Raw genomic sequence first — 23,060 nt, forward strand, 5'->3', positions numbered from 1 at the left:
GCCAACTCATGTCGGTTCTTCCAGCCCCGGTTCTTCCAGCCCGATCTGAAGATGCACGGGCCGGCCCAATGCGGCGAGTTTCCTGCGCGCCTGCGCGGCAGTGTGCGAGCGTCCGGTCACAACCAGCCAGTCGGCGACGACGGCTGCACTGCGCTGGAAGCCGAGCGCGCAGCAGACCAGGACGGTGCCGCGCCGGCGCGCCAGCTCGATCGCCGCCACCGCTCGCTCCAGCCTGTCGTGAGGCGGCGCCACGAGGTCGAGCATCGCGTAGCTGATCCAGCGGCAGGTCACGCGGCGCGGCCGTTCCATCTCGCCGGCAAGGTCGATCACTGTGCCGAAGCGGTTGGCATCGTCGGCACTCGGAAACCGGCCGAGGAAAACACCGTCGGTGATCTCCGCTTGCGGCGCCAGTTGGCGGGTCCATACCCACACATTGATCCGGGCGCCAAGCCGATAGGGCAGGAGCAGGATACGGTTGGCCAGTGAGACGCTGCCATCGGCTGCCTTCTGGAACACTTTGGCCCCGGCCCCAGCATAGGCGAAGGCGACGATGGCCAGCGCCAATGCCGGCCACAACAGGATGATAAAATCGGCGGAGACCAACGCGCCCTCGGCAGCGCCGGCCAGAGCAAGGGCCGCCCCCAGCCCGTAATAACCCGCCAGCCGCCGCGCCCTTGGGTCGGCGGTCAACCGAAAACCCCAGAATGGCAGCTCGCCCTTGGACGGAAACAGCCACAGCGCAAACAGGCCGAGCAGGGCGCCGGTCGGAATGTCGATGAAATGATGCTGCCAGGTCGTCAGTACCGAGGCGCCGATGAGAAAACACCAGACGTGCCAGACGGGGCGGAGAATGCCGCCGAGACGGTGACGTGCCAGAACGTGACGCCAATGGTCCCAAATGATCACCAGCAGCGCGATGTGCAGGGATGGCGCCTGGTTGAACGGCTTGTCGAAACCACCGAGCACCGCAAACAGGAAACCCGGCAGGCCGGTGGTTTCCGGCCGCACGAAGGTCGCCGTCAGCGGGAACGCGATGAAGCAGGCGACGGCAATGATCTGCGCCGAGAGATAGCGGCCGGCGAGCCGGTCGACGCCGCGCCTGGTCGTGTTGAGCAGCAGCGACAGGCCGTAGAACAGATTGATAGACCAGTAGGGCACGATCGTCCAGGCGACGAACGGGATGGCGTGTTCCCAGGCAAACACGATGCTGCCGACATGGTCGCGCCGCGATGCCAGCCAGTTGGCAAAGCCATAGCTCGCGTAGAAGAACGGCGCCAGCAGGACCAGCCAAAGGGCTGCCCTCAGCACGATGCCCAAATAGGGTTCCCGCGCCGGGGCAGGGTCAGTGACAGGCAGGGCCATGGTCTCAGACGCGCCGTGCGACCGAGACGGTGAAGATGCCCCATTGGTCGATGCGCTGGTCGATCTTTGCGAAACCGGCAGCCGTCACCAACTGGTCCATCTCGCCTTGCGTGCGCCGCCGCATCACCCAGGCCTGTCCGCCGCGATGCGAGGTCAGGCTGCGCGCGATCATCTCCAGCTGCGGATGCCATGGCTGGTTGGTGTAGACGAGCAGGCTGCCGGGTTGCATGGCGCTCGCCAGCCCGCCGAGCGAGCGGGAAATCATCGTGTTGTCGGCGAACAATTCGTAAAGCCCGGAGACGATGGCGAGGTCCGGCGCCGGCTTTTGCCCGGCCAGCATGTCGGCATCGAAGGCGTCGGCCTGATGGAAGGTGACGCTGGTCGGCAGCTGCCGCTCGGCTATCAGCTTCGAACCCAGTCCGACATTGAGCTCGGAATAATCCTGCAGCCGCACGCTTGCTGGTGGTTCAGTGCATTTGGCGACGGCATCGAGTACATAGCGGCCGTGGCCGGCGGCGATGTCGAGCATGTGGACGGGACGGCCAGCTGCCTTCAGGCTGGCGGCGGCGTTGCCGATCAGCTCTTCCAGATGCAGCTTGCGCTGGCGGATGCCGCGCCAGCCGATGGCGTCGAGGAAGGTGCGGTCGATCATGCGGCCGATGAAGCCGGTGCCGCGCGCATCGTTCTCGTAGACATAGTCGAGCGTCGAGCCGGAATCGAAGCCGGTGGCCATGCCGATCTTCATGCCCGAAGACAGCCAGGCGCCCATGCGGATCGAGGCGCGACTCATCGCCCAGAAAATACCGTTGGGCGACAGCAGCGTCAGCGGCGAGGCGAGCCTCTCTGCCTCGTCGCGGGTGTAGCCGGCGCGGTCGGCCTGAAGCAAGTCGATGGTTTTCTCCGGCGTTGCAAATTGCTTTTCGAGGAATGGCCGGATCAGGTCCAGCGCCTGCTTGCGATCGCGCTCGCCCAGCGTGTCGTGGAAGAAGCCGGGCAGCACATGCCGCTCCTTGGCGCTGCTGCCGAGATTGACGAAGAACTCGTGCTGAGGTCCATGCCGCACCACCCAATCGCTGCCGGAGATCAAGAGCTGCGTCGGCACGGTGATGGCGCGCGCGTCCGAGACGATGCGGGCAGCGTGGTCGTAAAGCTCGACCAGGATGTTGGAGGCGATCGGTCGCGTGATCAGCGGATCGGCGTCGAAGGAAGCGATGCGCTCGGCATCATGCGTCAGGAACTTCGCCTTGACGTAGGAATTGACGAAGAAGCGGCCCTTGAGCTTCTGCCACAGCGCAATGCCCTCCTTGGCGAAGGGCACGTAGAGCTTGACCGAAAAGGCCGGTGAAGCCACCACCAGCGCGCGGATGTCGGGCGCATAGTCATGCACCCAGGCAGCAGCCAGCACGGCGCCGAAGGACTGCGCGATCAGCGCGATGTCGCGCTGGCCAAAACCATCCCGGCCGATCTCGCGCACCAGGCAGTCGATATCACGCACCAGGGCGGCAAAGGACGGCGCATAGCCGCGCTCGCCGGCCGATCGGCCATTGCCGCGGGCGTCCCAGGCGTAGAAGGCATGGTCGGGCATGGCGAGCTCGTCGACCAGATGCGCCATGCGGCCGCCATGCTCGTGGCCGCGATGGAACAGCAGGATCGCACCCTTTGGCGCCGACCCGGCGGCCGGCCAGTAGCGGTAGAAGATCTCGGTGCCGTCATGGCTCTTGAACGTGCGCTCCTGCGCGATGCGCTCGAGGCTTGCCGGTGCTAGGGCGGCGATGGTCTGGTGGATCATGGTTTCCCTCTGGCGGTCGGGTGCCTGACGCTTTGGCATCAGGTGCCGCCCGCTCTAAGGCCGCTGCGTATCCGGTTGATGGCGGTTATCCCCGACAGTGTAGCCATGATCGGAAACACAAATGGCGCGATCCCCGCCACCCACAGGCCGCAAGCGAGGAGAAAGCCGATGACGCCGAGCACCAGGGCTCGGTCGCTCTTGCCGAACGGCCCGGCATAGTTGCGCCCGCTGCCTGCGGCAACGCCAAGCACGCCGGCGAACTCGACAAGCATGGCGGTAATAGCGAAGGCGACGACACCCCAGGCCGGGAACAAGGTGGCAAAGGCCAGGATCAGCGCCAGGTCCGAGACGACGTCGCAGAGTTCGTTGAGAAACATGCCGAGTTTTGATGCTTGCCCATGTTCCCTGGCCAGCATCCCGTCAATGGCGTTGAGCGCCATGCGCACGAACAGCACCACCGGCATCAACAGGAAAACCAGGGGATGGTAGGCAAAGGCCGCGACCACCAGGCCGGTGGCGATGGAGAGCGCCGCGGCGAGAAGCGTGATCTGGTTGGCGGTGACGCCGGCATCGGCCAGCCGGTCGGCCAGCGGCCGCAGCCTGGCCTGAAAGGCCGGTTTCAGTTGATAAAGCGTTGGCATGTGCGATCCCCCAACCGCGGCTCATGACAGTGTCGGCGAGATTGGTCAATCGGCAGGCAGGGCGCAAGGGCTTGCACCAGCATCCGCACCGTTGCGGGATTCGAAACTCCCGGCATGGATGCAGAGGCGCAGCCGAAGATCTCGGCCAAGCAGGATGTTGCGCGCTACAAACCGCCTCGCAAATGAGAACTTTACAAATATTCGTATTTATATGAAGTAAATCACTGAAAGGTCCATCATGACAAACAGTCGCTTCGCCACCCGCCTGAATTCCTTCGCCTCGCGGCCGCAAGCCGAATGGCCTGATCTTACCGGCAAGCCGTCCATGCTGCAGATGGCAGCCCGCGCGGCCAAGGTCGACGGGCTGACCGACCTTGATCTTAATTTCCCCGACCATGTCAGTGAAAAGCCGGCTGAAATCGCCCGAAAGCTCGGTGATTTCGGGCTTTCCATCAATGGCTTTGCCATGCGTTACTACTCCAATCCGGCCTTCAAGCTCGGCGCCTTCACCAATCCGGACCCGGCGGTGCGCCGCGAAGCCATCGACTTGACCAAGGCCGGTATCGATGCGGTGCGCGCGGCCGGCGCCAGTCTGATGACGCTGTGGCTGGGCCAGGATGGCTTCGACTATGCATTTCAAACTGACTATGCGACGCTCTGGCAGCACGAAATCGAGGGGATTCGTGAAGTTGCCGCGCATGATCCCGGCTGCCAGATCAGCCTGGAGTACAAGCCTAACGAACCGCGCTCCTACTCGCTGATGCCGGATGCGGCGACCACCTTGCTGGCGATCCGCGAGGTCGGCCTACCCACTCTCGGCGTCACGCTCGATTTCGCCCATGTGCTCTATGCCGACGAACAGCCGGCCTTCGCCGCGGCGCTGATCGCTCGCCACAGCAAGCTGCTCGGCGTCCATCTCAACGATGGCTATGCCAAGCGCGACGACGGCCTGATGGTCGGCGCGGTGCACACGCTGCAGACCATCGAACTGCTGCGCCAGATCCGCCGCGACGGCTACGCCGGCGCCATCTACTTCGACACCTTCCCCGACATGAGCGGGCTCGATCCGGTGCGCGAATGCGAAGTCAACATCGCCACCGTCAAGCGCCTGCTGCGCGTTGTCGACCGGCTGGAGAAGGATAACCGCCTGTCCGCCGCCATGGACAGCCAGGACGCCGTGACGTCGCAGGCTATCGTCCAGGAAGCCATGCTCGGGTCGTGACGAGGGGACGTGGATGACGTTGAGCAATCTCGATCTGAAAGCCGTGGGGCCGCGCATCCGCATGATGATGCCGCATCTCACCCCGCTTGAGGCCAAGGTGGTGGAAACCGTCTTCGGCCGGCGCGGTTTCGACGAGACCATTCCGCTCAAGCAGATCGCCGAGGAGGCCGGCGTGTCGGAGGCGATGGTGGTCAAGATCGCCAAGAAACTCGGCTTCTCCGGCTACCGCGACTTCCGCACCGCCGTCTATGAATACAGCCGCCTCCCGACCGCCGAGATGCACCAGGAACTGTCGGTCGACGACAGCTCGGCCGAGATCGTGCAGAAAGTGTTCCGCACCTCGATCCAGGCGCTGGAGGAGACGCTCGCGATCCTCGACATGGACGATTTCGACCGTGCCGCCGATCTGCTCTACCGCGCCAGGAACCGCGACTTTTACGGCGTTGGCGGGTCCGCCCAGATCGCCCGTGACGTCTCGCACAAATTCCTGCGCATCGGCATCCGCGCGTCTGTCTATGACGACTCGCATATGATGCTGATGTCGGCCTCGCTGCTCGGCGCCGACGACATCGCCGTCGGCTTTTCGCATTCCGGCAATACGTCGGCCGTCATCGACGCCATCCATCTAGCCCGCAAGAGCGGCGCCCGCACGCTGGCCATCACCAACTACGACAACTCGCCGCTGGCGCAGATTGCCGACATCGTGCTGTGCTCGACGGCACAGGGGTCGCCGCTGATGGGCGAGAACGCGGCGGCGCGCATCGCGCAGCTCAACATTCTCGACGCGCTGTTCGTGGCGGTGGCGCAGCGCGACTACCAGGCGGCGGAGCGCAATCTCGGCCGCACCATGTCGGCGGTCACCTCGAAGCGAAAAGACCGGGGCACATGACGGTTCCGCTGGTCACCGTCTTCGGCAGCCTGCATTACGACATCATGGTCGACGCGCCCGACCGTCCGCGCAAGGGGGAGACGGTGACCGGCCGTGCCTGGCAGCCGAAATGCGGCGGCAAGGGCGGCAACCAGGCGGTCTCGGCGGCACGCGCCGGCGTGCGTGCGGCGATGATCGGCGCCGTCGGCGACGACGATTTCGGCACGGCGCTGCTGGCCAATCTCGATCGCACCGGCGTCGATCGCCGCTTCGTGCGCGTGGCGGCCGGCGCAGGCTCCGGCATGAGCGTGGCGATCTTCGACAGCGATGGCGACTATGGTGCGGTGATCGTCTCCGGCAGCAATCTCATCCTGGGCGGTGATGACATCGCGGCTGCGGGCGAGGTGGTGGTACAGACGGCAGTGCTGTTGCTGCAGAACGAAGTGCCCGATGCCGCCAACATCGCTGCCGCGCGCGCGGTGAAGGCATCCGGCGGCCGCGTCGTGCTCAACGCCGCACCGGCGCGAACACTGTCGGCCGAATTGACCGCGCTGACAGACATCGTCATCGTCAACGCCATCGAAGCGGAATTTTTGGCCGGCGTTCCGGTCGATACGCTCGCCGGCGCAACCGAAGCCGCACGGCGGCTTATCGATGCCTACCCCTCGGCGATTGTCACCGCCGGCGGTGAGGGGGTCGCCTATTGCGACCGGACGGGCGCGGCCTTCGCGCTGGGCGCCATTCCGGTAAAAGTCGTCAGCACCCATGGCGCCGGCGACGAATTCGTCGGCGCCTTCGCGGCAGGCCTTGCGCGTGGCCATCCGATAGAAGCGGCGATTGCCACGGCCAATGCCGCCGCCGCCTTGGTGGTGGCGACACCGGAGGGAGAGCGCAGCTCGCGTTGAAAACTCAGGCCGCATATTGCCGCCTCCAAAACCCGTGCCCCCGTCGATGAGCGAAACGGCAAACCGGGCGCGGCGAGAACCTGCTTGGCTTTGCCCCTGACGGAGGCGCGGGACCAAGCTGCGTGGTCGAAAGTAGGGAGCTTCAGTCCGCTTCGCCGGCCGAACCTTTGCCGCACTGCGCCAGCACCTTACCGATCGCAGCGCTCGAGCCCGTCAGCGGAAAGCTGTTCTCGCCATATTTGTCGGCCGTAACCGTGACGTCGCCCTTGCCGCGCAACAAGCCGAGCAGTGGATCGTCTTTGCTCAGCTCAGCCGTGAAGTAATTGTACATGGCCTCGAGGTCGAGCTTTTTGGTCACGCTTTTGTCACCGCCCTTGAAGGTGAAGGAAGCGCTGATGCCGGGTTCCAGCTGCTGGCCGGCCGCACCCAGATCGTAGCTCAGCACCGGCTTGTCGAAACAGACGAGCATCAGATGCGCATCGGCCTTCGGTCCGCCGCACACCGAAGCCGTCAGCACGCTGCCGCCTTCGTCTTCTTCCATCTTGGCGCTCCAGTTGCAGGACGCGGCAAAAGCCGGCTGCGCGGCTTGCAGCGCGGCCAGAACGGAACCTGCCATCATGAACTTCGCCAATGCACTTTGCATGATCCCCTCCCAAGCTACATTCAACGAGATCATACAGGACAAAAGGCCTGGTGACAGCGGCATATGCCGTCTTAGCCCCCGGCGCGCCCCATTGATCAAGCCTTTGAGACCGGCCTCGACGTCCAGGGCGGCTCCGGCGCGAAGCGCTTGCCGATCCACTCGGCGAAGGCGCGTGTCTTGGCGGCTTGTCCCTTGGCCGAGGGCATGACGACATAGACCGCGCCTTCGTCGGCCAGCGTCCAGTCCGCCAGCACCGGCACCAGCCGTCCGTCGGCGAGTTCGCGTCCGACAAGCCAGTCGGTGCTCATCATCAGGCCGAGGCCTTGCACCGCGGCTTCGACCAGCACCTCGGCATCGTCGCACACCATCGGCCCCGAGACGTCGACGTTGACGCGGCGTCCCGAACTGTCGGTCATCTCCCAGGTTGGAAAGGTCTGGAAGCCGGAGAAGCCGAGGCAGGCGTGTTCTGTGAGCGCTTCCGGCGCTTCCGGCGTGCCCCGGCGGGCGAGGTAGGAGGGAGCAGCGCACAGCAACCGCCGCCGTGTCGCGATCTTGCGCGCCACCAGGCGCGAGTCCTCCAGCGCGCCGAGACGGACGGCGACATCGAAGTTCTCTGCAACGAGATCGACGAACCGGTTGGAGAACTCGGCCTCGATGCTGACATCCGGGAACGTCGCTAGAAATTGCGGCAGCAGCGGCCCGATCCACATACGGCCAAAGGTTCCCGGCAGCGCCAGCCGCAGCAAGCCCCGCGGAGCCCCGCTGGCATGCGCGGAAGCAGCAGCCTCAGCTTCGTCTACCGAGGCCAGGATGGCGCGGACACGCACCAGGAACTCCGCTCCGGCCTCCGTCAACGACACGCTTCGGGTGGTCCGGTGCAGCAGCCGCACGCCGAGCCGCTCCTCCAGCGATTGCAGGCGGCGTGACAGAACCGTCGAGTCGCGCCCGACGCGCAACGCTGCCTTGGTGAAGGAGCGCGCTTCCGTGATGGCCGCAAAGGCGGCCATTTCGGCAAGGCTGGCGGGGTCGTGTGATTGCTGCATAAAGCACAGAATTCAAATGTAAAAATTCCGGATTATCTGCTTGTAGCGCAGCAGATAGCTTCACTCAATCCTGACGATTGACCCCTTAAACAGGAATGCGTGAGCCATGAAAGCCATCGAACTGACCGCCGCCAAGCTGGACGCCTTTCGCGCCACCACCATTGCCACGCCTGAACCGCAGCGCGGCGAAGTGCTGATCCGCCAGCGCGCCGCGAGCCTGAATTTCGTCGATGTGGCGGTGGCCAGCGGCAATTATCGCGTGCCCGGCTTTCCGCTCATTCCCGTCGCCGACGGCGCCGGCGAGATCGTCGCGCTGGGGGAGGGCGTTACGGATTTCGCCGTCGGCGATCGCGTCGTTGCCCATGCCAAGCCGCGCTGGATCGGCGGTCCGCCCCGGCCTAACGAGATGACGCAGATGCGCGGAATTTCGCTGCCGGGGTCGCTCGCCGAATATGTCGCGCTGCCGGCCAACTCGCTCGTGCCGGTACCGGCTCGTCTCTCTTTCGAGGCGGCGTCGACCCTGCCGATCGCCGCGACCACCGCCTGGAACGCCGTCCGCGCCGCCGATGTCGGGCCGGGCTCGGTCGTCGTGCTGCTCGGCACCGGCGGCGTCTCCATCTTCACCCTTCAGCTGGCGAAAGCCGCCGGCGCAACCGTCATCATCACTTCTTCGTCGGACGAGAAGCTGGAGCGGGCGAAGGCACTCGGCGCCGATCATCTCATCAACTACCGCGCGACGCCCGACTGGGACGGCAAGGTGCTGGAACTGACCGGCGGCCTCGGCGCCGACCTCGTCGTCGAGACCGCCGGCACCGCCACCTTCGCCCGCGCCGTCAACGCCACCGCGCCTGGCGGCACGCTGTTCACCATCGGTTTCGTCACCGGCGCCGAGGCCACGGTCGACCTGCTGCCGATCATCATCAAGGCACTGAAGGTGATCGGCAACAACACCGGGTCGGTATCTGACCTTCGCGCCGCCGTCCGCGCCATCGCCGCCGCCCGCATCGACCCGGTCGTCGACAAGGTGTTCAGCCAGGAGCAGGCGGCCGAAGCCTACGCGCACATGGCGGCAGGCGGGCAGCATTTCGGCAAACTTGCGTTCAAGCTCGACTGGTAACCGAGGCGCGCGAGCTGCCAATCTCCCCCCTTGAGGGGGAGATGCCCGGCAGGGCAGAGGGGGTCGGTCCGACCGGGCTCGACCTACTGCGGCGGAAGGAGGTTGGCGCTCTACGAGAGGCGACCCCCTCTGTCGCCTTCGGCGACATCTCCCCCTCAAGGGGGGAGATTACGCACGCCGCTTCCTAGATCAACTTCTCCAGCGTGATCGGCAAATCCCGCACTCTTTTTCCCGTCGCATGGAACACCGCATTGGCGATCGCTGGCGCTACGCCGACGATGGCCAGTTCGCCGACACCCTTGCCGCCGAGCACCGAAGAGTGCAGGTCGGGAATGCCGACCGAGATGACCTCGATATCGGGGATGTCGGCATTGGTCGGCACCAGATAGTCGCCGAGATTGTTGTTGACGATGCGGCCATGCCTGCGGTCGACAATGCCTTCTTCCAGCAGCGCCTGGCCGATGCCCATGATGATGCCGCCCTTCCACTGGCTTTCGGCCAGCTTGGGGTTGTAGAGCCGGCCCGAATCCAGCGCCGACACCACGCGCGACACGCGCACGGTGCCGAAATCCTCGTCGACGCGCACCTCGATGAAATGCGCGCACCAGGAGTGGCGCGAATAGTCGCCCTCGGTGTGCGGCAGTGCCGCCGCGATGGTGGTGTAGTTCTTGTAGCGATCCTCGGCGGTCGAGTTCGCCGGCATGGTGTCGCCGGTGGCCTCGATGCGGTCGCGGCCGACGCTGGCCAGCAGGTCGGCGATCGAGACATCGGGACCATCGCCGCGCGGCGACCTGATGCGGCCATTGGCGACGACCAGCGTGTTGGCCTGCAGCGCGTGGAAGGGCGAGCGCGGATCGCTGATCGCCAGTCCGACAAGCTGATCGAGCGCCGATGTCGCCGCCTTGTAGACCGCGCCCGTCATCACGCCGGCCAGCCGCGACCCGCCGGCCACGCCGGCGCGGGGATACCGGGAATCGCCGAGCTTCACGACGACATGGTCGGCCGCCACGCCGACCGTTTCGGCCGCCGTCTGCGCCAGGATCGTGTAGGTGCCTTGGCCCATGTCGATCGAGGAGCTTTCGACCTCGACCGAGCCGTTGGCAAGGATACGCACGATGGCCTCGCCATAAGCGCGCCGCACCGGATAGGTGCCGGCGGCGACGCCCCAGCCGATCAGCTGGTTGCCGTCGCGCATCGAACGCGGTTTGGACGTGCGCTGGGCCCAGCCGAAGCGTTCGGCGCCAGCCGCGAAAGCCTCGCGCAACTGCCGCGTCGACCAAGCCTTTTTTGCGTGCGGATCCTGCTCGGCGTAATTCCTCAGCCGGATCTCCAGCGGATCGATGCCGACCTCGTAGGCGAGCTCGTCAATGGCGCTTTCGATGCCGAAGGCGCTAGGGTTTTCGCCCGGCGCGCGCATGGCGCCGGGCACCACCGAATTCACCCGCACGACATTCTGCTTCGAGGAGAAGTTGGGCGTCGCATACATGATCGAGGTGACCACGCCCAAAGGCTCGACCCACATGCCGTCGATCGACGTTTCATTGACGCCGCGATGCACGATCGACTGGATCTTTCCGTCACGGTCGGCGCCGATCGTCACCGTCTGGCGGGTCGCGGCGCGGCCGCCATAGCCGGTAAAAGTCTGCGGCCGCGTCATCACGACCCGCACCGGACGTCCCAGCATTTTTGCTGCGGCAGCCGCCACCGCGCCATGGCCGAGCGCCAATGCCTTGGAGCCGAAGCCGCCACCGATATAAGGCGAGACCAGCCGTACATTTTCGAACGGCACGCCGAACCATTCGGCATAGGTGCGGGCCATGCCGTCGAGCCACTGGCTCGGTTCCCACACGGTCAGCCGATCGCCCTCCCAGCGCGCGATGAGGCCATGCGGCTCCATCGGCGCCTGGTATTCGCGCGGCGTGTTATAGGCGCCGCAGACGCGCACCGGGGCAGCGGCGAAAGCGGCCTGCGCATCGCCCCATTCCTTGGTCATGGCGGCGATCGGAATGCCGTCGCCGGCCTTGGCGTCGCTGAGGTCGACGATGGCCGGCGTCTGGTCATAGCTGACCTTGACCATCGCCGCTGCCGCGACGGCCTGCTCGAAAGTCTCCGCGATGACCGCGGCGACATGCTGGCCCGAAAAGGTGATGTCGCGCGCCAGCGGGCAGTAGGGTTTGTCCGGCGGCGGCGTGCCGAACCAGTCCGATGCAGTCTTCAGCGGCATGATGGTGTCCGGCGTCAGCACCTTGAGCACACCAGGTGCCGCCTCCGCGGCTGACGTGTCGATCGAGCGCACCTTGCCTGACGCGATCGTGCTTTCGACCAGGACGCCGTAGGTTAGCCCATCGAGCTGCTGCTCGACGGCGTATTTTGCCGCACCGGTAATCTTGGCCGGGCCGTCGACGCGCGACAGCCGCCCGCCAACCTGATCGGCAGTGCCGTCCGAAGCGTCGCCGTGCCGTGTCCTCGGGTCGTGAATGGTCATGCCATGGCTCCCGTCTTGAGGATGGCGCGGGCAACGACGCGCGGCGCCAGTTCGATCTTGTAGTGGTTGGCGCCGTGGTCGATGGCCCCTTCCATGGCGAGCAAGCTGGCCGCCCGCACCCTGTCTTCGCTGAGCACCTTGCCCTTCAGTGCCGCTTCCACGGCATGCGAACGCCATGGCTTTGTCGCGACGCCGCCCAGCGCGACGCGCAGGTCGCGAATGGTGCGGCCATCGGCTTCGAAGTCGATGCCGACCGCGGCACTTGCAGCGGCGAACTCATAGGACTGCCGGTCGCGAACCTTGAGATAGGTCGAACGCCGGGCGGCGGCTGAAGCCGGGATGCTGATGGCGGTGATCATCTCGCCCGGTTGGATGGCATGTTCCCTGTCGGGCGTGGCGCCGGGCAGGAGAAAGAAGTCGTCGACGGCAACCTGGCGTTCGCCAAGATGAACCACGGCATCGAAGGCGACCAGCGCGGTGGCGAGGTCACCGGGATACATGGCGATGCAGGCGTCGCTGGTGCCGAGCACGGCATGGCCGCGGGTGACGCCACCGATTGCCGAGCAGCCGGTGCCGGGCGAGCGCTTGTTGCAAGCGGGAAAATTCGCGGGATCGCGGAAATAGGGGCAGCGCGTGCGCTGCATGAGATTGCCGCCGATGGTCGCCATGTTGCGGAGTTGCGCGGAGGCCGCCTGCCACAGCGCTTCCGAGACCGCGGGGAAGCGGCTCTTGATCTCGGCATGGTCGGCGACGTGGCTCATCTTGGCCAGCGCGCCGATCATGGCACTGTCAGCGTCGACCTTGATGGCGTCGAGCCCTTTGAGATGGGTGACGTCGACCAGGCTGTCGGGTTCGGCAACGCCGCATTTGGCGAGATCGACCAGCGTCGTGCCGCCGGCAAGCAGCATGGCGCCGGGCAGGGCGGCAGCTTGGCGTGCGGCATCGAGTGTATCGGCGCGAATGTACGAAAAATCCCTCATGACGCGACCTCCAGTGCCGCCTGGCGCACGGCGGCAACGATGTGCGGATAGGCGCCGCAGCGGCAGAGATTGCCTGCCATGTATTCGCGGATTTCGTCATCCGAGCCGGCATGGCCCTCGCGGATGCAGGCCACCGCCGACATGATCTGTCCGGGCGTGCAGTAACCGCACTGGAAAGCATCCTGGTCGAGGAAAGCAGCCTGAACCGCGTTAAGCGTGCCGTCGTCGCCGGCCAATCCTTCGATGGTGGTGATCTCGCGGCCTTCGGCTTGTGCTGCAAGCGTCAGGCAGGCCAGCACGCGCTGTCCCTCGACATGCACCGTGCAGGCGCCGCACTGGCCCTGGTCGCAACCCTTCTTGGTGCCGGTCAGGTCGAGGCGATCACGCAAGGCGTCAAGCAGCGTGACGCGCGGCTCGACCTGCAGTTCATGGTCGTGCCCGTTGATGGTGAGGTGGATGGTCTGGCTGGTCATGGGCGTCTGGCTCCAGTTGCTTGACGCCAGGGGATTGAAATGGCGTCCGAGTGGGAGAGGAAAAGGGAAGAGGCGACGGTGCGCCTAATCTCGCCCCTTGTGGGGGAGATGCCCAGCAGGGCAGAGGGAGGCGCGAAGGAATGCGACGTTCCCGATTTACATCCATCGAAATAGACCTTTTCCAAGCGGGTGTTGGTCAGGCCTCGATAGGCTGGCGGGACAGGGCCCCCCTCTGTCCTGCCGGACATCTCCCCCACGAGGGGGAGATTGACAGCTCGGCCGCCCTGACTTTCCAGCGGGCAGGGGATGCTTCAGTCTTCACAATCTCAACACGTGACATACCGGCTCCCCTGATTATATGATGAGGCTGCTCCACTAAAACGGAGGCGCCTCCGTTTATTCAGTTGGGGGCTTACCCCTTTGGGTTCAAGCCCCCATATTTCGACAGTGGAGAAAAAATTGACCGAGCAGTCGCAAGCAATTGCCGGCGAGAGGCGCGAAGCCGCAGCGCCAAGGCCGCTGCGCGCCGATGCGCAACGCAACCGCGACCGGCTGGTCGAGGTTGCGGCAGCGGCCTTTGCCGAGCACGGCGTCGATGCCTCGCTGGAGGAGATCGCGCGCCAGGCGGGCGTCGGCATCGGCACGCTGTACCGGCATTTTCCAACCCGCGAGCATCTGGTCGAGGTGGTCTATCGGCGTGAAGTCGAGGCGCTCTGCGCGGCGGCCGATGATCTCGCCAGGCACCATTCGGCCGATGTGGCGCTGGAACAGTGGATGCAGCGCTTCGTCGACTACATCGCCACCAAGCGCGGCCTGGCGGCCAGCCTGCGCATCCTGTTCAACACCAATTCCGCCGTGTTCTCCGACATGTCGGGCCGGGTGTCGCTGGCCTTGCGGCAACTGGTCGAGGCGGCAGTGGCGGAAGGCTCGATCCGCAGCGACGTCGACGCCTCCGATGTGCTGCATGCACTCGGCGGAATCTACTCGGCCCCCGACACCAAGGACTGGCGCGACCGCTCGCGCCGGCTGGTCAAGCTGCTGATGGACGGGTTGAGGTTCGGAGCTGGCAAGCGAAGTGACGGGTAGTCACCCCATTTCAGGAAACCAGTTTTTCGCTCGGCGCCATCCTCATCCCCAACCGCCGCCTCCGCTGCTTCCGCCGTTGCCTCCGCCGCTACCGCCGAGAGAAGGAATCACGGGCGGCTTTTGCGGGATCTCCTCGGCCGGCTTGATCACTTTGCCGGTGGCCGCCTTCTTGTATCTGACCACCTTTGGCTGAGGTGCTACGCGAACCACCTTGCGATGTTTCACCGGCGGTGCCGGCTCAAACATCGGCGACACGGAGGTGCAGCCCATGAGCCCGGCCAGAACGCCGGATAGAATTATCCCGATGAATGCCTGCCCGAATGTCTGCTTGAATGCCTTGCCCACCATGGCCTCCTTATTGTTCAGAACAAATCCCGACGCGGATTGGCTTCTTCCCAGACCCCCCGGGCCGCATTGACCAGTTGCATGTCCAGCGAACCGGACGGGGGGATCTTCGACTTGAGCTCCTGACGCAGCGCGTCCAAAGCTGCCGTTTTCGGCTTGGTGCCGAACTGCGCCAGGCCCTTTTTGGCGTCCGGCAACTCCTTGCGCAGATCGAGCGCGACGGCGAATGCCAGGAAGCGCACCGCGACAGCCTGATCGGCCTTGTCGCCTTTCGCCATTTCGAGCGCCGCGCGATCATAGGCGCTCGACGGATCGCCGCGCGTGGTCGCCAGTTCGAACAGCCTTTGCGCTTCCGCCGGGTCCTGGCGCACACCGGCGCCATCCCTGTACATGCGGGCGAGGCTGCCGGGCGCGTAGGGCTGGCCAAGATCGGTGGCCTGCTGGAACAGGGCCTGCGCCGTCTTCGGATCCTTGTCGATGCCCTGGCCGGCGAGGTAATTGCGGCCGAGCAGGTTCATCGAATACATGTCTTGGCGCTGCACCCCCGCTTGCAGGAAGGCGACGGCGCGGGCCGGATCGGCAGGCACGCCATTGCGGCCCTCGGTGAAGATGGCGGCAAGATCGTTCATGGCATAGGTGTGCCCCATGGCCGCCGCCTTGAGCAGCAGGTCGAGGCCCTTGGCCGTATCGCGGTTGACGCCATAGCCATTGAACAGCGCGCGTCCCCACGAGGTCATACCGTAAGGATCGCCCTTGTCGGCGGCAGCCTTGTAGAGAGCGTTGGCCTGGGTGCGGTCGATGGCCGTCCCGGTTCCGGTTGCGTTGAGATAGCCGAGTTCGAAGACGGCGCGCACATGGCCTTTCTTGGCGGCGTCCTCGATGGCTGTCCTGGCCTCTCTAACCTGGCCTGCCGCAAGCAGGGCGCGGCCGAGCTCGTAGTGGAAGCGGGCGACGTCTGGATAGGTTTTCACGGCCGCCTCGCAGGCTGCCACCGCACCGGCGCCGATCTCGTTCGGCAGCAGGCCGGGCACCACGCCTTGCAGGTCGAGAGGCTCGCCGGCGGCGGTATCGCAGGCATCGACCGTCGGCGACAGCTTCATCGTCGCCGGCTTGGCCGAGCTGCTGTCGGCCCGGATTTCGAAGCCGACCTCGACCGGCGCGCCGGCGCCGATCTGCGGCTCGTAACGGAGATGGTCGACTTCACCGGCCAGAAGGCTGGATTGCGGCGACAAGGTTCGATCAGGCAATGACAGCGTTCCCGTTGCCGGATACCCCGAGACCTTCAGGCTGACCGCCGGATCGTCGGTGGGGAAATCCAGATTGAGCGCGACGGGGCCGACGCCGACGGGAATATCAAGCTTGCGGTTCTCGATCGCTTCGGCAGCGCCGGTGATGTGGATGCCGCGATCCAGCACCTGCTGCTTCTGCTCGGCCTCGAGCGAAGCCATGATCTGCTGACCCGCCGCACCTTCGCCGCTCTTGACGCGGAACACGAGTATGCCCTGGCTCCCCCCGCCCCAATTGTCATGCGTGGCATAGGCCAGCATATCCACCTCGTCCTGCGTGGCGGCGCCTTTGGGGACATCCATCTGCAGGCGCGGCAGGTCCTTGCCGGCGATCGGTTCGCCCACCGCGACGTCTTTGCCGTCCAGCACCAGACGGCCCATTGCCGGCGGACGTTCGATGCTGACGCTGATAGCGCCGCCATCGACATCGACCGGCTCCGGCAGGCCGAGAGCGACAGGACCGACCCCCGAGAGCACTACCTTCTCCAGCACTGGCGGCAGCGAAGGCCGGTTGTTGCGGCGCACCAGCACCACGTCATCGATCAGCGAGGAATTTTCCCAGGGCACCTGCATGCCGTTGGTGGCCTGCACGACATCGCGGCGCACCGCCGACATGACCGTGCGGATCTCCTGGTTCGGCGCCAGCGCGCGCCGCGAAAAGGCCGATGAAAACGGGCTGAGGTCGCCGCTGCCGTCATAGGCGACCGCGCCTGGTTCGGTGGCGAAGGCAATCAGCGTGTTGAGCGAGCTTCGCACCTGCGCCAGCCCGGTATTGCCGGCGGTGACAAGCTGGTCGCGCAGCCAGTAATTGTTGCGCGGGAAGGGGTTGTTGCGGCAGGCATCGAGGATGATCACCTGGATCTTCGACTTCGAGCGCAGCTGCTCCAGCACGTCGTTGAGCTTGATGGCCTGGACCTCGATGTCGGCCGCCTTCTTCAACGAGGCGTCGACGGGTATCAGGAAATTCTCGCCGCCGATCTGAAAGCCGTGCCCGGAATAGTAGACGACGGCGAGATCGGCGCCGTCGGCGGCGGCCAGATAGTCCCGGAACTGGCCTTCGAACTGCTGCTTGGTGAGATTCTCGGCGACGAAAACCTCGAAGCCCGCCAGCCGGAACGTGGCCGATACATCCTGGGCATCCTTGGCCGGGTTCTTCAGCGCCGGGATGTCGCGATAATCGGAATTGCCGATGACGAGCGCGACCCTTCGATCGGCGCAGGCCTCAAAGCTTGTGAGGCCGGCAAGGATGAAGGCCGCGATGAATCCGCAAAGTCGGAGCATGACAAAACTCCTGGTCGCGGCCTGACGCCGACGAGAACACCGCTTGCGGCATCAAGGTCCGTTGAGAGTATGCAACCTGCCACAGCATAAAGTGAAAGGCCCGTCACCGCCAGACCATGGCAGGCGATTTCTTTCGGCGTCGACCGACCGCAGGGTGCAAGTAGCACGCGCTTCACGAGCAGGTATGTGACAAGTCTCACAGTTCGAAATGCCTGGTGCCGGCGGCTGCGCGCCTATTCCTTGAAGAGCAATTCCTTGTCGTTCGAATATTTCACCAGCAACGGAATGCTGGCGCCGCCGATAACGGGGCCGAGATGGCCAAACGTCCCCTCGATGACGGAGAACGGCTCGGGGCGATCGACAAGGATCCGTGCCAGCTTTCTGCGCATGGCCTTGGCGATCTCCTTGCGCACGCCATTCGGTATGGCGCCGTCGATCACCACATTGTCGATGTCGAGCAAGGCAACGGCACTGCGGGCGGCATAGGCAAGCCCGTCCGAAACCTCATCGATCCACGCGGTGAGCGGCTCTCCAAGGTCGCCCCAGTTGTCGGGCGACGACCAGATGCGGCCGGCGCCCTCGTCCCCATTGTCCTGGTCGTTGAGCTTGCCGGCCAGCGAATGCAGCGAAGCGACGCGCAGCAGCGGGGTCATCCGGTCGCCCTTGCGCCCCGGCGCGGGCACCGGCATGTCGCCCAGCGCCCCGGCCAGCTTGTTGCGGCCGGGGAACAAGTGATGATCGAGCACCAGGCCGCCGCCGATGAAGTGCCCGACATAGGCATAGAGAAAGTCGGCGCGCGATCCGCCGGCGCCAAACATCAGTTCGGCCGCGGCCGACACCGTGGCGTCGTTGTAGAGGAACACCGGCCAGTCGAACGCCCGGTCCAGTTCGGCGCGAATGTCGATTTCCCTCCAGGCATCCAGCCTGCTCGCCGGCACCGCGCCCTCTTCGCTCAGGTTCCACTGATGGAATGGCGAGGCGATGCCAAGACCCGCGATGCGGTCTTGCTCTATCGATCTGTGCTTGCGGCACATGCGCGCGATGGCGCCCTTGGCGAATTTCATCACCTCGACGGGCGTCGGATAGTCGAACAGTGTGCGTTCGAACGCCATCACGTCGCCGACGAAATTGACCAGGGCGACATCGGCGCTGCGATGGTCGACCTTGAGGCCGAAGGCGTACGCGGCTTTCGGGTTCAACGCATAGGGAACCGAGGGTTGCCCCAGCCGTCCGCGCAAAGGCTCCAGGCGCAGCAGCAGCTTGTTGTCGGCGGCGCGGTTGACGATGGTGGTGATGGTTTGCGCGGCCAGCCCGGTCAGCCGCGTCAAATCGGTCTTGGCCAGCTGCCCGTGCCGGCGGATGAGCGAGACGATCAGGCGTTCGTTGTAGATGCGGCTCTCGGCCTGCGTGGTTCCGCCGCTGCGGCCCTCGGCGATCTTTTCGAGACTGAAGAAGCTGGTGCCGGTCACGCTTTCCCCTGCGCAAGGAGGTTGGCCGCAAGGCGAGCCGATCAAAGCGCTGACGTAGCAATGCGGGCCTGGCAAGGCAACACTTAAATCCACCCGATGGAAAAATGTAGTTGACGCCGGCCGGCCTGCTGTCGTTCAAAGTATGCAAGCCTGGAGGAGCAATGCCGTGACGCAGACCCGGACCATCATGTGCTTTGGCGATTCCAATACCTATGGCGCCATTCCCACCCTGGCCCGCGTCGGACGGCACCGCTTCACGCCCGACCGCCGCTGGCCGGGCATCATGCGCCGCCAGCTCGGCAACGGATGGGATGTGATCGAAGAAGGGCAGGGCGGGCGCACCACCGTGCACGACGATCCGATCGAAGGTCTCCACAAGAACGGGCTCAAATCGCTCCCGGTGTGCCTGGAAACGCATATGCCGCTCGACCTCGTCATCCTGATGCTCGGCACCAACGATCTCAAGCATAGGTTCTCGGTAACGCCGAATGACGTCGCTGATTCCATTGAGATTTTGGCCAGAATTGTCCTGCGCAGCGAAGCTGGCCCCGCGGGCGTGGCGCCCGCGGTCCTGATAGTAGCGCCGCCGCCGATGCTGGAGGTCGACTGGTTCGGCCAGATGTTTCTGGGCGGCGCCGCAAAGTCGATGCACTTTGCCGGCCTGTTCCGTGATGCCGCCCGGCGCGCCGGCGCCGCGTTCTTCAACGCCGGCGACGTCGTCGAGTCGAGCGCGGTAGACGGCATTCACCTCGACAGCGACGCGCATCGCGTGCTCGGCACGGAGTTGGCCAAAGCCGTCCAGTCGCTGATCGGCAAGGCGTGATCGCGTGGGCGAGCCACCCGACTATCTCTGATTAATTAATTCCACTGGAAAAACTTTTGACTTGAGAGCGGGAAGGTGGGCATCTGGGGAGACTGGGAAGAGTAGCGACCGCGAGGCTTGCGATGCGCGGCAACAATCAACGACAGGGAGGAAGTAAAATGCGATCTGACAGGAACATGATGCTGGCGACGCTGCTCGGCGTTGCCGGTGTGCTCGCGGGCGGTACCATTCTGGCAAGCGCGCAGGACGGCCCGGCCGGGCTCACCAAGCCGGCGGTATTTGCGCCGTTCGATCCGAAGGCGCCGGCCTGCAGCCCACCGCCCGGCCTGAACAAGGTGCTGGCCTTCGCGCAGGACAACGAGCGTGAATTCATGCAGGGCGTCGACCGCGGCCTGGCCGCCGCCGCCAAGGATCGCGGGCTGGAATATCGCCGCGCGCTTGCCAACAATGACGCCGCCAAGGGGGTCGAGCAGGTGCAATTGTTTCTCGCCTCCAAGATCGGCGGTCTGGTGGCGGCGCCTGTGGACCCGGCCTCCATGAGCCGCAGCCTGCAGGAGCTTATCTGGTCGGGCGCCTATGTCGGCACCATCGTGCCGCCGCCAGCCACGTCGCTGCTCAATGCGCCGCAATACGAGACCGGCAAGGTGCTGGCCGAAGCGGCCGCAGCCTACATAAAGGACAAGCTCGGCGGCAAGGCCAATGTCGTCATCCTGTCGCATGACAGCATGGAATTCCTGGCGCCGCGCTTTGCCGCCATGCGCGACATCTTCAAGGCAATGCCCGGCGTCACCATCGTCGCCGACATCTCACCCAATCCCGTCAACAAGGAAGGCGGCTTTGCCACGATGAGCACCATTCTCCAGGCCCATCCCGACGTCGATGTCGTGCTCGGCGCCGACACCGTCGTGCTCGGCGCGCTGGCTGCCCTGGAAGCGGCAGGCAAGGCGCGGCCGGACCAGTTCCTCGGCGGCATCGACGGCGAGCCGGAAGCGGTCGCCGCGATCAAGAAAGGCGGCGGTCCCTACAAGGCAAGCATCAGCCTGGCGTCGCCGGTCTTCGCTTATGCCATGGGCCAGCACGCGGCCGACTGGCTGGAGGGCAAGAGCATCCCGCAGGCGATGGATATCCTGCCGGTGGCGCTGACCAGCGACTACATGGCCCAGTACGAGGCCGACGTCGCCGACCCGGCCGCGGTCTACAAGGACCCGAAGCGCCGCGATATCTATCTCAGGATGTACGGCAACATCTGCTACGATACGCGCGACCAGTATGTGAATTTCCCCTGGTCATCCGAGGCAAAGTAGCGCCTGTTTTTCCCGCGCGATACGGGCGGTTCAGCCTGACCTGAAACCGCCCGCTTCAGTGAGAGGCAAGCATGAGCACAGACAGCCTTCGAACGGGGACGACACCGCTGCAAACGGGCCGGTTTTCATCCTTGCTGCCGGGCGTCAAGGCGCCGGGCGAAGCGTCTGGCCGCATCGGGCTGGCGCTGGTCGCGCTCGGCTTGATCGTCGCCTTCTCGCTGTTGAACAAATCGTTCTTCAGCCTCGACAATTTCGTCGTCATCGGCGTCAACTCGACCTCGATCCTGATTGCCGTGCTCGGCACCTCCGCGCTGCTGATCGCCGGCTATGTCGACCTCTCCATCGGCAGCATGGTCGCCTTGATCGGCATCATCACTGCCAAGGTTGCAGTGGCGACGCAGAGCGCGCTGCTGGCGATCTGCGTCGGCCTGGGTCTGGGCCTTTTGCTCGGTCTGCTCAACGGTCTGCTGGTGCGCAGGCTGAGCATCTCGCCGTTGATCGTCACGCTGGCGATGCTGGCGCTCTATGGCGGCCTTGCCTTCGTCGTCTCCAGCACCGCGGTCTATGGTTTTCCCGAGGCTCTGCTCGAATTGGGGCGGGGCAAGATCTTCGGCATCCAGTACACCGTGATCATCGCCGCGCTGGTCTTTGTGATCGGAGCCTTTGTCTTGACCAGCACGGTCACCGGCTTGAGGCTCTACGCCATAGGCGGCGACCCGCGCGCAGCCGAACTCTGCGGCATTCCGGTGCGGCGCACGGTGGTTGGCCTCTACGCCGCCAATGGCTTGCTGATCGGCCTGGTCTCGGTTCTGATCGCCGGTCGTCTCGGCAGCATCACGCCGACCATCGGCGTTCGCTTCGAGCTCGACGTGCTCACCGCCGCGATCCTCGGCGGCGTTGCGTTTTCCGGCGGCTCCGGACGGCCGCTCGGCATCGCCATCGGCGTTGCCACCATCGGCATCCTCAATGCAGGACTGATCTTCGTCGGCCTGCAATCATGGTGGCAATCCATTTCGGTGGGAAGCATGCTGTTGCTGGCGTTGGTGGCCGATCAGGCTGCGATCGGTTTTCGCGGCCGGCGCGCTCGGGCGGCCGCGACCAACTTCACGGTGGCGGACAATGGTGCCGTCGCCTCGGCCGGCCCTGCCGTGACGGCGGGCAATGCAGAAGCCCCGCAAGGTCCGGCATTCTCGATTGCCGGCGCCCGCAAATCCTACGGCGCGCTGACGGCCGTGGAAGAGGCGAGCTTCACGGTCGGCAAAGGCGAGATCGTCTGTCTGCTCGGCGACAATGGCGCCGGCAAGTCGACGCTGGTGAAGATTATTTCGGGCGCCATCCGGCCCGATGCCGGCGCGATGACCCTCGAGGGCCAGCCGATTTCCTTCAGGAGCCCGCAGGATGCACGCGGCGCCGGCCTGGAGACCGTCTATCAGGATTTGGCGCTCTGCCCGAACCTCAGCGTCGCCCACAATATGATCCTCGGGCGTGAGGAAACGCGGCGTTGGCTCGGTGTCTTCCCGGTTCGCGACGACCGAAAGGCCGCCGAGCAGTGTCGTGCCCGGCTTGCCGCGCTGGGCGTCACGCTTCGCGACGAAAACGTTCTGGTGCGCTCGCTGTCGGGCGGCCAGCGGCAGTCCATCGCCATTGCCCGCGCGCTTGCCGATCACGTCAAGCTTATCTGCCTCGACGAGCCCACCGCCGCGCTCGGCGTCAAGCAGACCGCGCAGGTCGTCAAGCTGATCCGTTCGATCGCCGCCAGCGGCACCGGCGTCATCCTGGTCACGCACGACCTGTCGACGGTCAGGGCGCTGGCCGACAGGATCGTCGTGCTCAGCCTCGGCAGGGTGGCTTACGACGGCTCGGCCAAACAGCTGACCGCCGATCAGCTCTGGGGCCTGATGGCAAGCGGGACGCTGGCGCCGGCCGCTGGGTAGGAAT

19 protein-coding genes are annotated in these 23,060 nt (G+C 65.2%); 8 read left to right on the top strand and 11 right to left on the bottom strand.

What is annotated here, in order from left to right:
- Positions 1–6: 6 nt before the first annotated feature.
- Genes NKJ58_RS11555 through NKJ58_RS11565 form a run of 3 tightly spaced genes read right to left on the bottom strand, consistent with a single transcriptional unit; the run spans position 7 to position 3,792 of the window.
- On the bottom strand, positions 7–1,362 hold the full coding sequence (locus tag NKJ58_RS11555) for a phosphatase PAP2/dual specificity phosphatase family protein (protein ID WP_352519858.1): 1,356 nt from the start codon (positions 1,360–1,362) through the stop codon (positions 7–9).
- A 4-nt stretch (positions 1,363–1,366) separates the two neighbouring features.
- Positions 1,367–3,148 (bottom strand): bifunctional alpha/beta hydrolase/class I SAM-dependent methyltransferase, encoded by a 1,782-nt coding sequence (locus NKJ58_RS11560; protein WP_031205197.1) that lies wholly within the window; start codon positions 3,146–3,148, stop codon positions 1,367–1,369.
- 41 nt (positions 3,149–3,189) lie between these two features.
- Complete coding sequence (locus NKJ58_RS11565) at positions 3,190–3,792, bottom strand: CDP-alcohol phosphatidyltransferase family protein (RefSeq protein WP_023703071.1); 603 nt, start codon at positions 3,790–3,792, stop codon at positions 3,190–3,192.
- Between the two features lie 238 nt (positions 3,793–4,030).
- On the opposite strand from NKJ58_RS11565, the gene NKJ58_RS11570 reads away from it, so the two are divergent.
- The 3 genes from NKJ58_RS11570 to NKJ58_RS11580 are packed head-to-tail and all read left to right on the top strand — an operon-like array spanning position 4,031 to position 6,787.
- On the top strand, positions 4,031–5,014 hold the full coding sequence (locus NKJ58_RS11570) for a TIM barrel protein (protein ID WP_352853138.1): 984 nt from the start codon (positions 4,031–4,033) through the stop codon (positions 5,012–5,014).
- Between the two features lie 13 nt (positions 5,015–5,027).
- Positions 5,028–5,903, top strand: coding sequence for a MurR/RpiR family transcriptional regulator (locus NKJ58_RS11575; protein ID WP_023672510.1), 876 nt, complete (start codon positions 5,028–5,030; stop codon positions 5,901–5,903).
- Complete coding sequence (locus NKJ58_RS11580) at positions 5,900–6,787, top strand: ribokinase (RefSeq protein WP_023672511.1); 888 nt, start codon at positions 5,900–5,902, stop codon at positions 6,785–6,787. The genes NKJ58_RS11575 and NKJ58_RS11580 overlap by 4 nt, the downstream gene beginning before the upstream one ends.
- Positions 6,788–6,929: 142 nt before the next feature.
- Here the strand turns inward: NKJ58_RS11580 and NKJ58_RS11585 are convergent, their stop codons facing one another.
- Together NKJ58_RS11585 and NKJ58_RS11590 are read right to left on the bottom strand one after the other, a co-directional pair.
- Positions 6,930–7,430: a hypothetical protein gene (locus NKJ58_RS11585; protein ID WP_352759537.1), complete on the bottom strand. Its 501-nt coding sequence runs from the start codon at positions 7,428–7,430 to the stop codon at positions 6,930–6,932.
- A 95-nt stretch (positions 7,431–7,525) separates the two neighbouring features.
- Positions 7,526–8,473 carry a LysR family transcriptional regulator gene (locus NKJ58_RS11590; protein WP_352853139.1) on the bottom strand — a complete coding sequence of 316 codons (948 nt, stop codon included), beginning with the start codon at positions 8,471–8,473 and terminating at the stop codon, positions 7,526–7,528.
- Between the two features lie 106 nt (positions 8,474–8,579).
- Between NKJ58_RS11590 and NKJ58_RS11595 the strand changes: the two genes are divergently transcribed.
- Positions 8,580–9,590 carry a zinc-dependent alcohol dehydrogenase family protein gene (locus tag NKJ58_RS11595; protein ID WP_352497225.1) on the top strand — a complete coding sequence of 337 codons (1,011 nt, stop codon included), beginning with the start codon at positions 8,580–8,582 and terminating at the stop codon, positions 9,588–9,590.
- 184 nt (positions 9,591–9,774) lie between these two features.
- Here the strand turns inward: NKJ58_RS11595 and NKJ58_RS11600 are convergent, their stop codons facing one another.
- Genes NKJ58_RS11600 through NKJ58_RS11610 form a run of 3 tightly spaced genes read right to left on the bottom strand, consistent with a single transcriptional unit; the run spans position 9,775 to position 13,528 of the window.
- Positions 9,775–12,075, bottom strand: coding sequence for a xanthine dehydrogenase family protein molybdopterin-binding subunit (locus NKJ58_RS11600; protein ID WP_352853141.1), 2,301 nt, complete (start codon positions 12,073–12,075; stop codon positions 9,775–9,777).
- The gene (locus NKJ58_RS11605; RefSeq protein WP_352853142.1) at positions 12,072–13,055 is read right to left on the bottom strand and encodes an FAD binding domain-containing protein; all 984 of its coding nucleotides are present in this window, start codon (positions 13,053–13,055) and stop codon (positions 12,072–12,074) included. Before NKJ58_RS11605 ends, NKJ58_RS11600 begins: the two co-directional genes overlap by 4 nt.
- Entirely contained in the window at positions 13,052–13,528 is a 477-nt protein-coding gene (locus tag NKJ58_RS11610) for a (2Fe-2S)-binding protein (protein ID WP_023742406.1), read from the bottom strand. The genes NKJ58_RS11605 and NKJ58_RS11610 overlap by 4 nt, the downstream gene beginning before the upstream one ends.
- A 447-nt stretch (positions 13,529–13,975) precedes the next feature.
- On the opposite strand from NKJ58_RS11610, the gene NKJ58_RS11615 reads away from it, so the two are divergent.
- Complete coding sequence (locus NKJ58_RS11615; RefSeq protein ID WP_502902291.1) at positions 13,976–14,614, top strand: TetR/AcrR family transcriptional regulator; 639 nt, start codon at positions 13,976–13,978, stop codon at positions 14,612–14,614.
- 42 nt (positions 14,615–14,656) lie between these two features.
- Here NKJ58_RS11615 and NKJ58_RS11620 read toward each other — a convergent pair whose 3' ends face one another.
- The 3 genes from NKJ58_RS11620 to NKJ58_RS11630 all read right to left on the bottom strand — a co-directional run bounded on the left by NKJ58_RS11620 (position 14,657) and on the right by NKJ58_RS11630 (position 18,995).
- Positions 14,657–14,962: a hypothetical protein gene (locus NKJ58_RS11620; protein WP_023740074.1), complete on the bottom strand. Its 306-nt coding sequence runs from the start codon at positions 14,960–14,962 to the stop codon at positions 14,657–14,659.
- Positions 14,963–14,976: 14 nt separating this feature from the next.
- A complete protein-coding gene (locus tag NKJ58_RS11625; protein ID WP_352853145.1) occupies positions 14,977–17,526 on the bottom strand; it encodes a caspase family protein in 2,550 nt (849 codons plus the stop codon).
- Positions 17,527–17,759: 233 nt separating this feature from the next.
- On the bottom strand, positions 17,760–18,995 hold the full coding sequence (locus NKJ58_RS11630) for an ROK family protein (RefSeq protein ID WP_352510873.1): 1,236 nt from the start codon (positions 18,993–18,995) through the stop codon (positions 17,760–17,762).
- A 166-nt stretch (positions 18,996–19,161) separates the two neighbouring features.
- On the opposite strand from NKJ58_RS11630, the gene NKJ58_RS11635 reads away from it, so the two are divergent.
- From NKJ58_RS11635 to NKJ58_RS11645, 3 genes are all read left to right on the top strand, one after another.
- A complete protein-coding gene (locus NKJ58_RS11635) occupies positions 19,162–19,818 on the top strand; it encodes an SGNH/GDSL hydrolase family protein (RefSeq protein ID WP_352519866.1) in 657 nt (218 codons plus the stop codon).
- A 158-nt stretch (positions 19,819–19,976) separates the two neighbouring features.
- Complete coding sequence (locus tag NKJ58_RS11640; protein ID WP_032923983.1) at positions 19,977–21,122, top strand: sugar ABC transporter substrate-binding protein; 1,146 nt, start codon at positions 19,977–19,979, stop codon at positions 21,120–21,122.
- 71 nt (positions 21,123–21,193) lie between these two features.
- Positions 21,194–23,056, top strand: a complete 1,863-nt coding sequence (locus tag NKJ58_RS11645; RefSeq protein ID WP_352519867.1) for an ATP-binding cassette domain-containing protein — start codon at positions 21,194–21,196, stop codon at positions 23,054–23,056.
- Positions 23,057–23,060: the final 4 nt, after the last annotated feature.

The sequence above is a fragment of the Mesorhizobium sp. M0139 genome (assembly GCF_040322455.1).
Lineage (GTDB): Bacteria > Pseudomonadota > Alphaproteobacteria > Rhizobiales > Rhizobiaceae > Mesorhizobium.

Coding starts and splice junctions, on each gene's coding strand:
- NKJ58_RS11640 (WP_032923983.1), top strand. CDS start 19,977: ATGCGATCTGACAGGAACATGATGCTGGCGACGCTGCTCGGCGTTGCC.
- NKJ58_RS11610 (WP_023742406.1), bottom strand. CDS start 13,528: ATGACCAGCCAGACCATCCACCTCACCATCAACGGGCACGACCATGAA.
- NKJ58_RS11585 (WP_352759537.1), bottom strand. CDS start 7,430: ATGCAAAGTGCATTGGCGAAGTTCATGATGGCAGGTTCCGTTCTGGCC.
- NKJ58_RS11565 (WP_023703071.1), bottom strand. CDS start 3,792: ATGCCAACGCTTTATCAACTGAAACCGGCCTTTCAGGCCAGGCTGCGG.
- NKJ58_RS11645 (WP_352519867.1), top strand. CDS start 21,194: ATGAGCACAGACAGCCTTCGAACGGGGACGACACCGCTGCAAACGGGC.
- NKJ58_RS11590 (WP_352853139.1), bottom strand. CDS start 8,473: ATGCAGCAATCACACGACCCCGCCAGCCTTGCCGAAATGGCCGCCTTT.
- NKJ58_RS11605 (WP_352853142.1), bottom strand. CDS start 13,055: ATGAGGGATTTTTCGTACATTCGCGCCGATACACTCGATGCCGCACGC.
- NKJ58_RS11625 (WP_352853145.1), bottom strand. CDS start 17,526: ATGCTCCGACTTTGCGGATTCATCGCGGCCTTCATCCTTGCCGGCCTC.
- NKJ58_RS11600 (WP_352853141.1), bottom strand. CDS start 12,075: ATGACCATTCACGACCCGAGGACACGGCACGGCGACGCTTCGGACGGC.
- NKJ58_RS11595 (WP_352497225.1), top strand. CDS start 8,580: ATGAAAGCCATCGAACTGACCGCCGCCAAGCTGGACGCCTTTCGCGCC.
- NKJ58_RS11570 (WP_352853138.1), top strand. CDS start 4,031: ATGACAAACAGTCGCTTCGCCACCCGCCTGAATTCCTTCGCCTCGCGG.
- NKJ58_RS11555 (WP_352519858.1), bottom strand. CDS start 1,362: ATGGCCCTGCCTGTCACTGACCCTGCCCCGGCGCGGGAACCCTATTTG.
- NKJ58_RS11620 (WP_023740074.1), bottom strand. CDS start 14,962: ATGGTGGGCAAGGCATTCAAGCAGACATTCGGGCAGGCATTCATCGGG.
- NKJ58_RS11575 (WP_023672510.1), top strand. CDS start 5,028: ATGACGTTGAGCAATCTCGATCTGAAAGCCGTGGGGCCGCGCATCCGC.
- NKJ58_RS11580 (WP_023672511.1), top strand. CDS start 5,900: ATGACGGTTCCGCTGGTCACCGTCTTCGGCAGCCTGCATTACGACATC.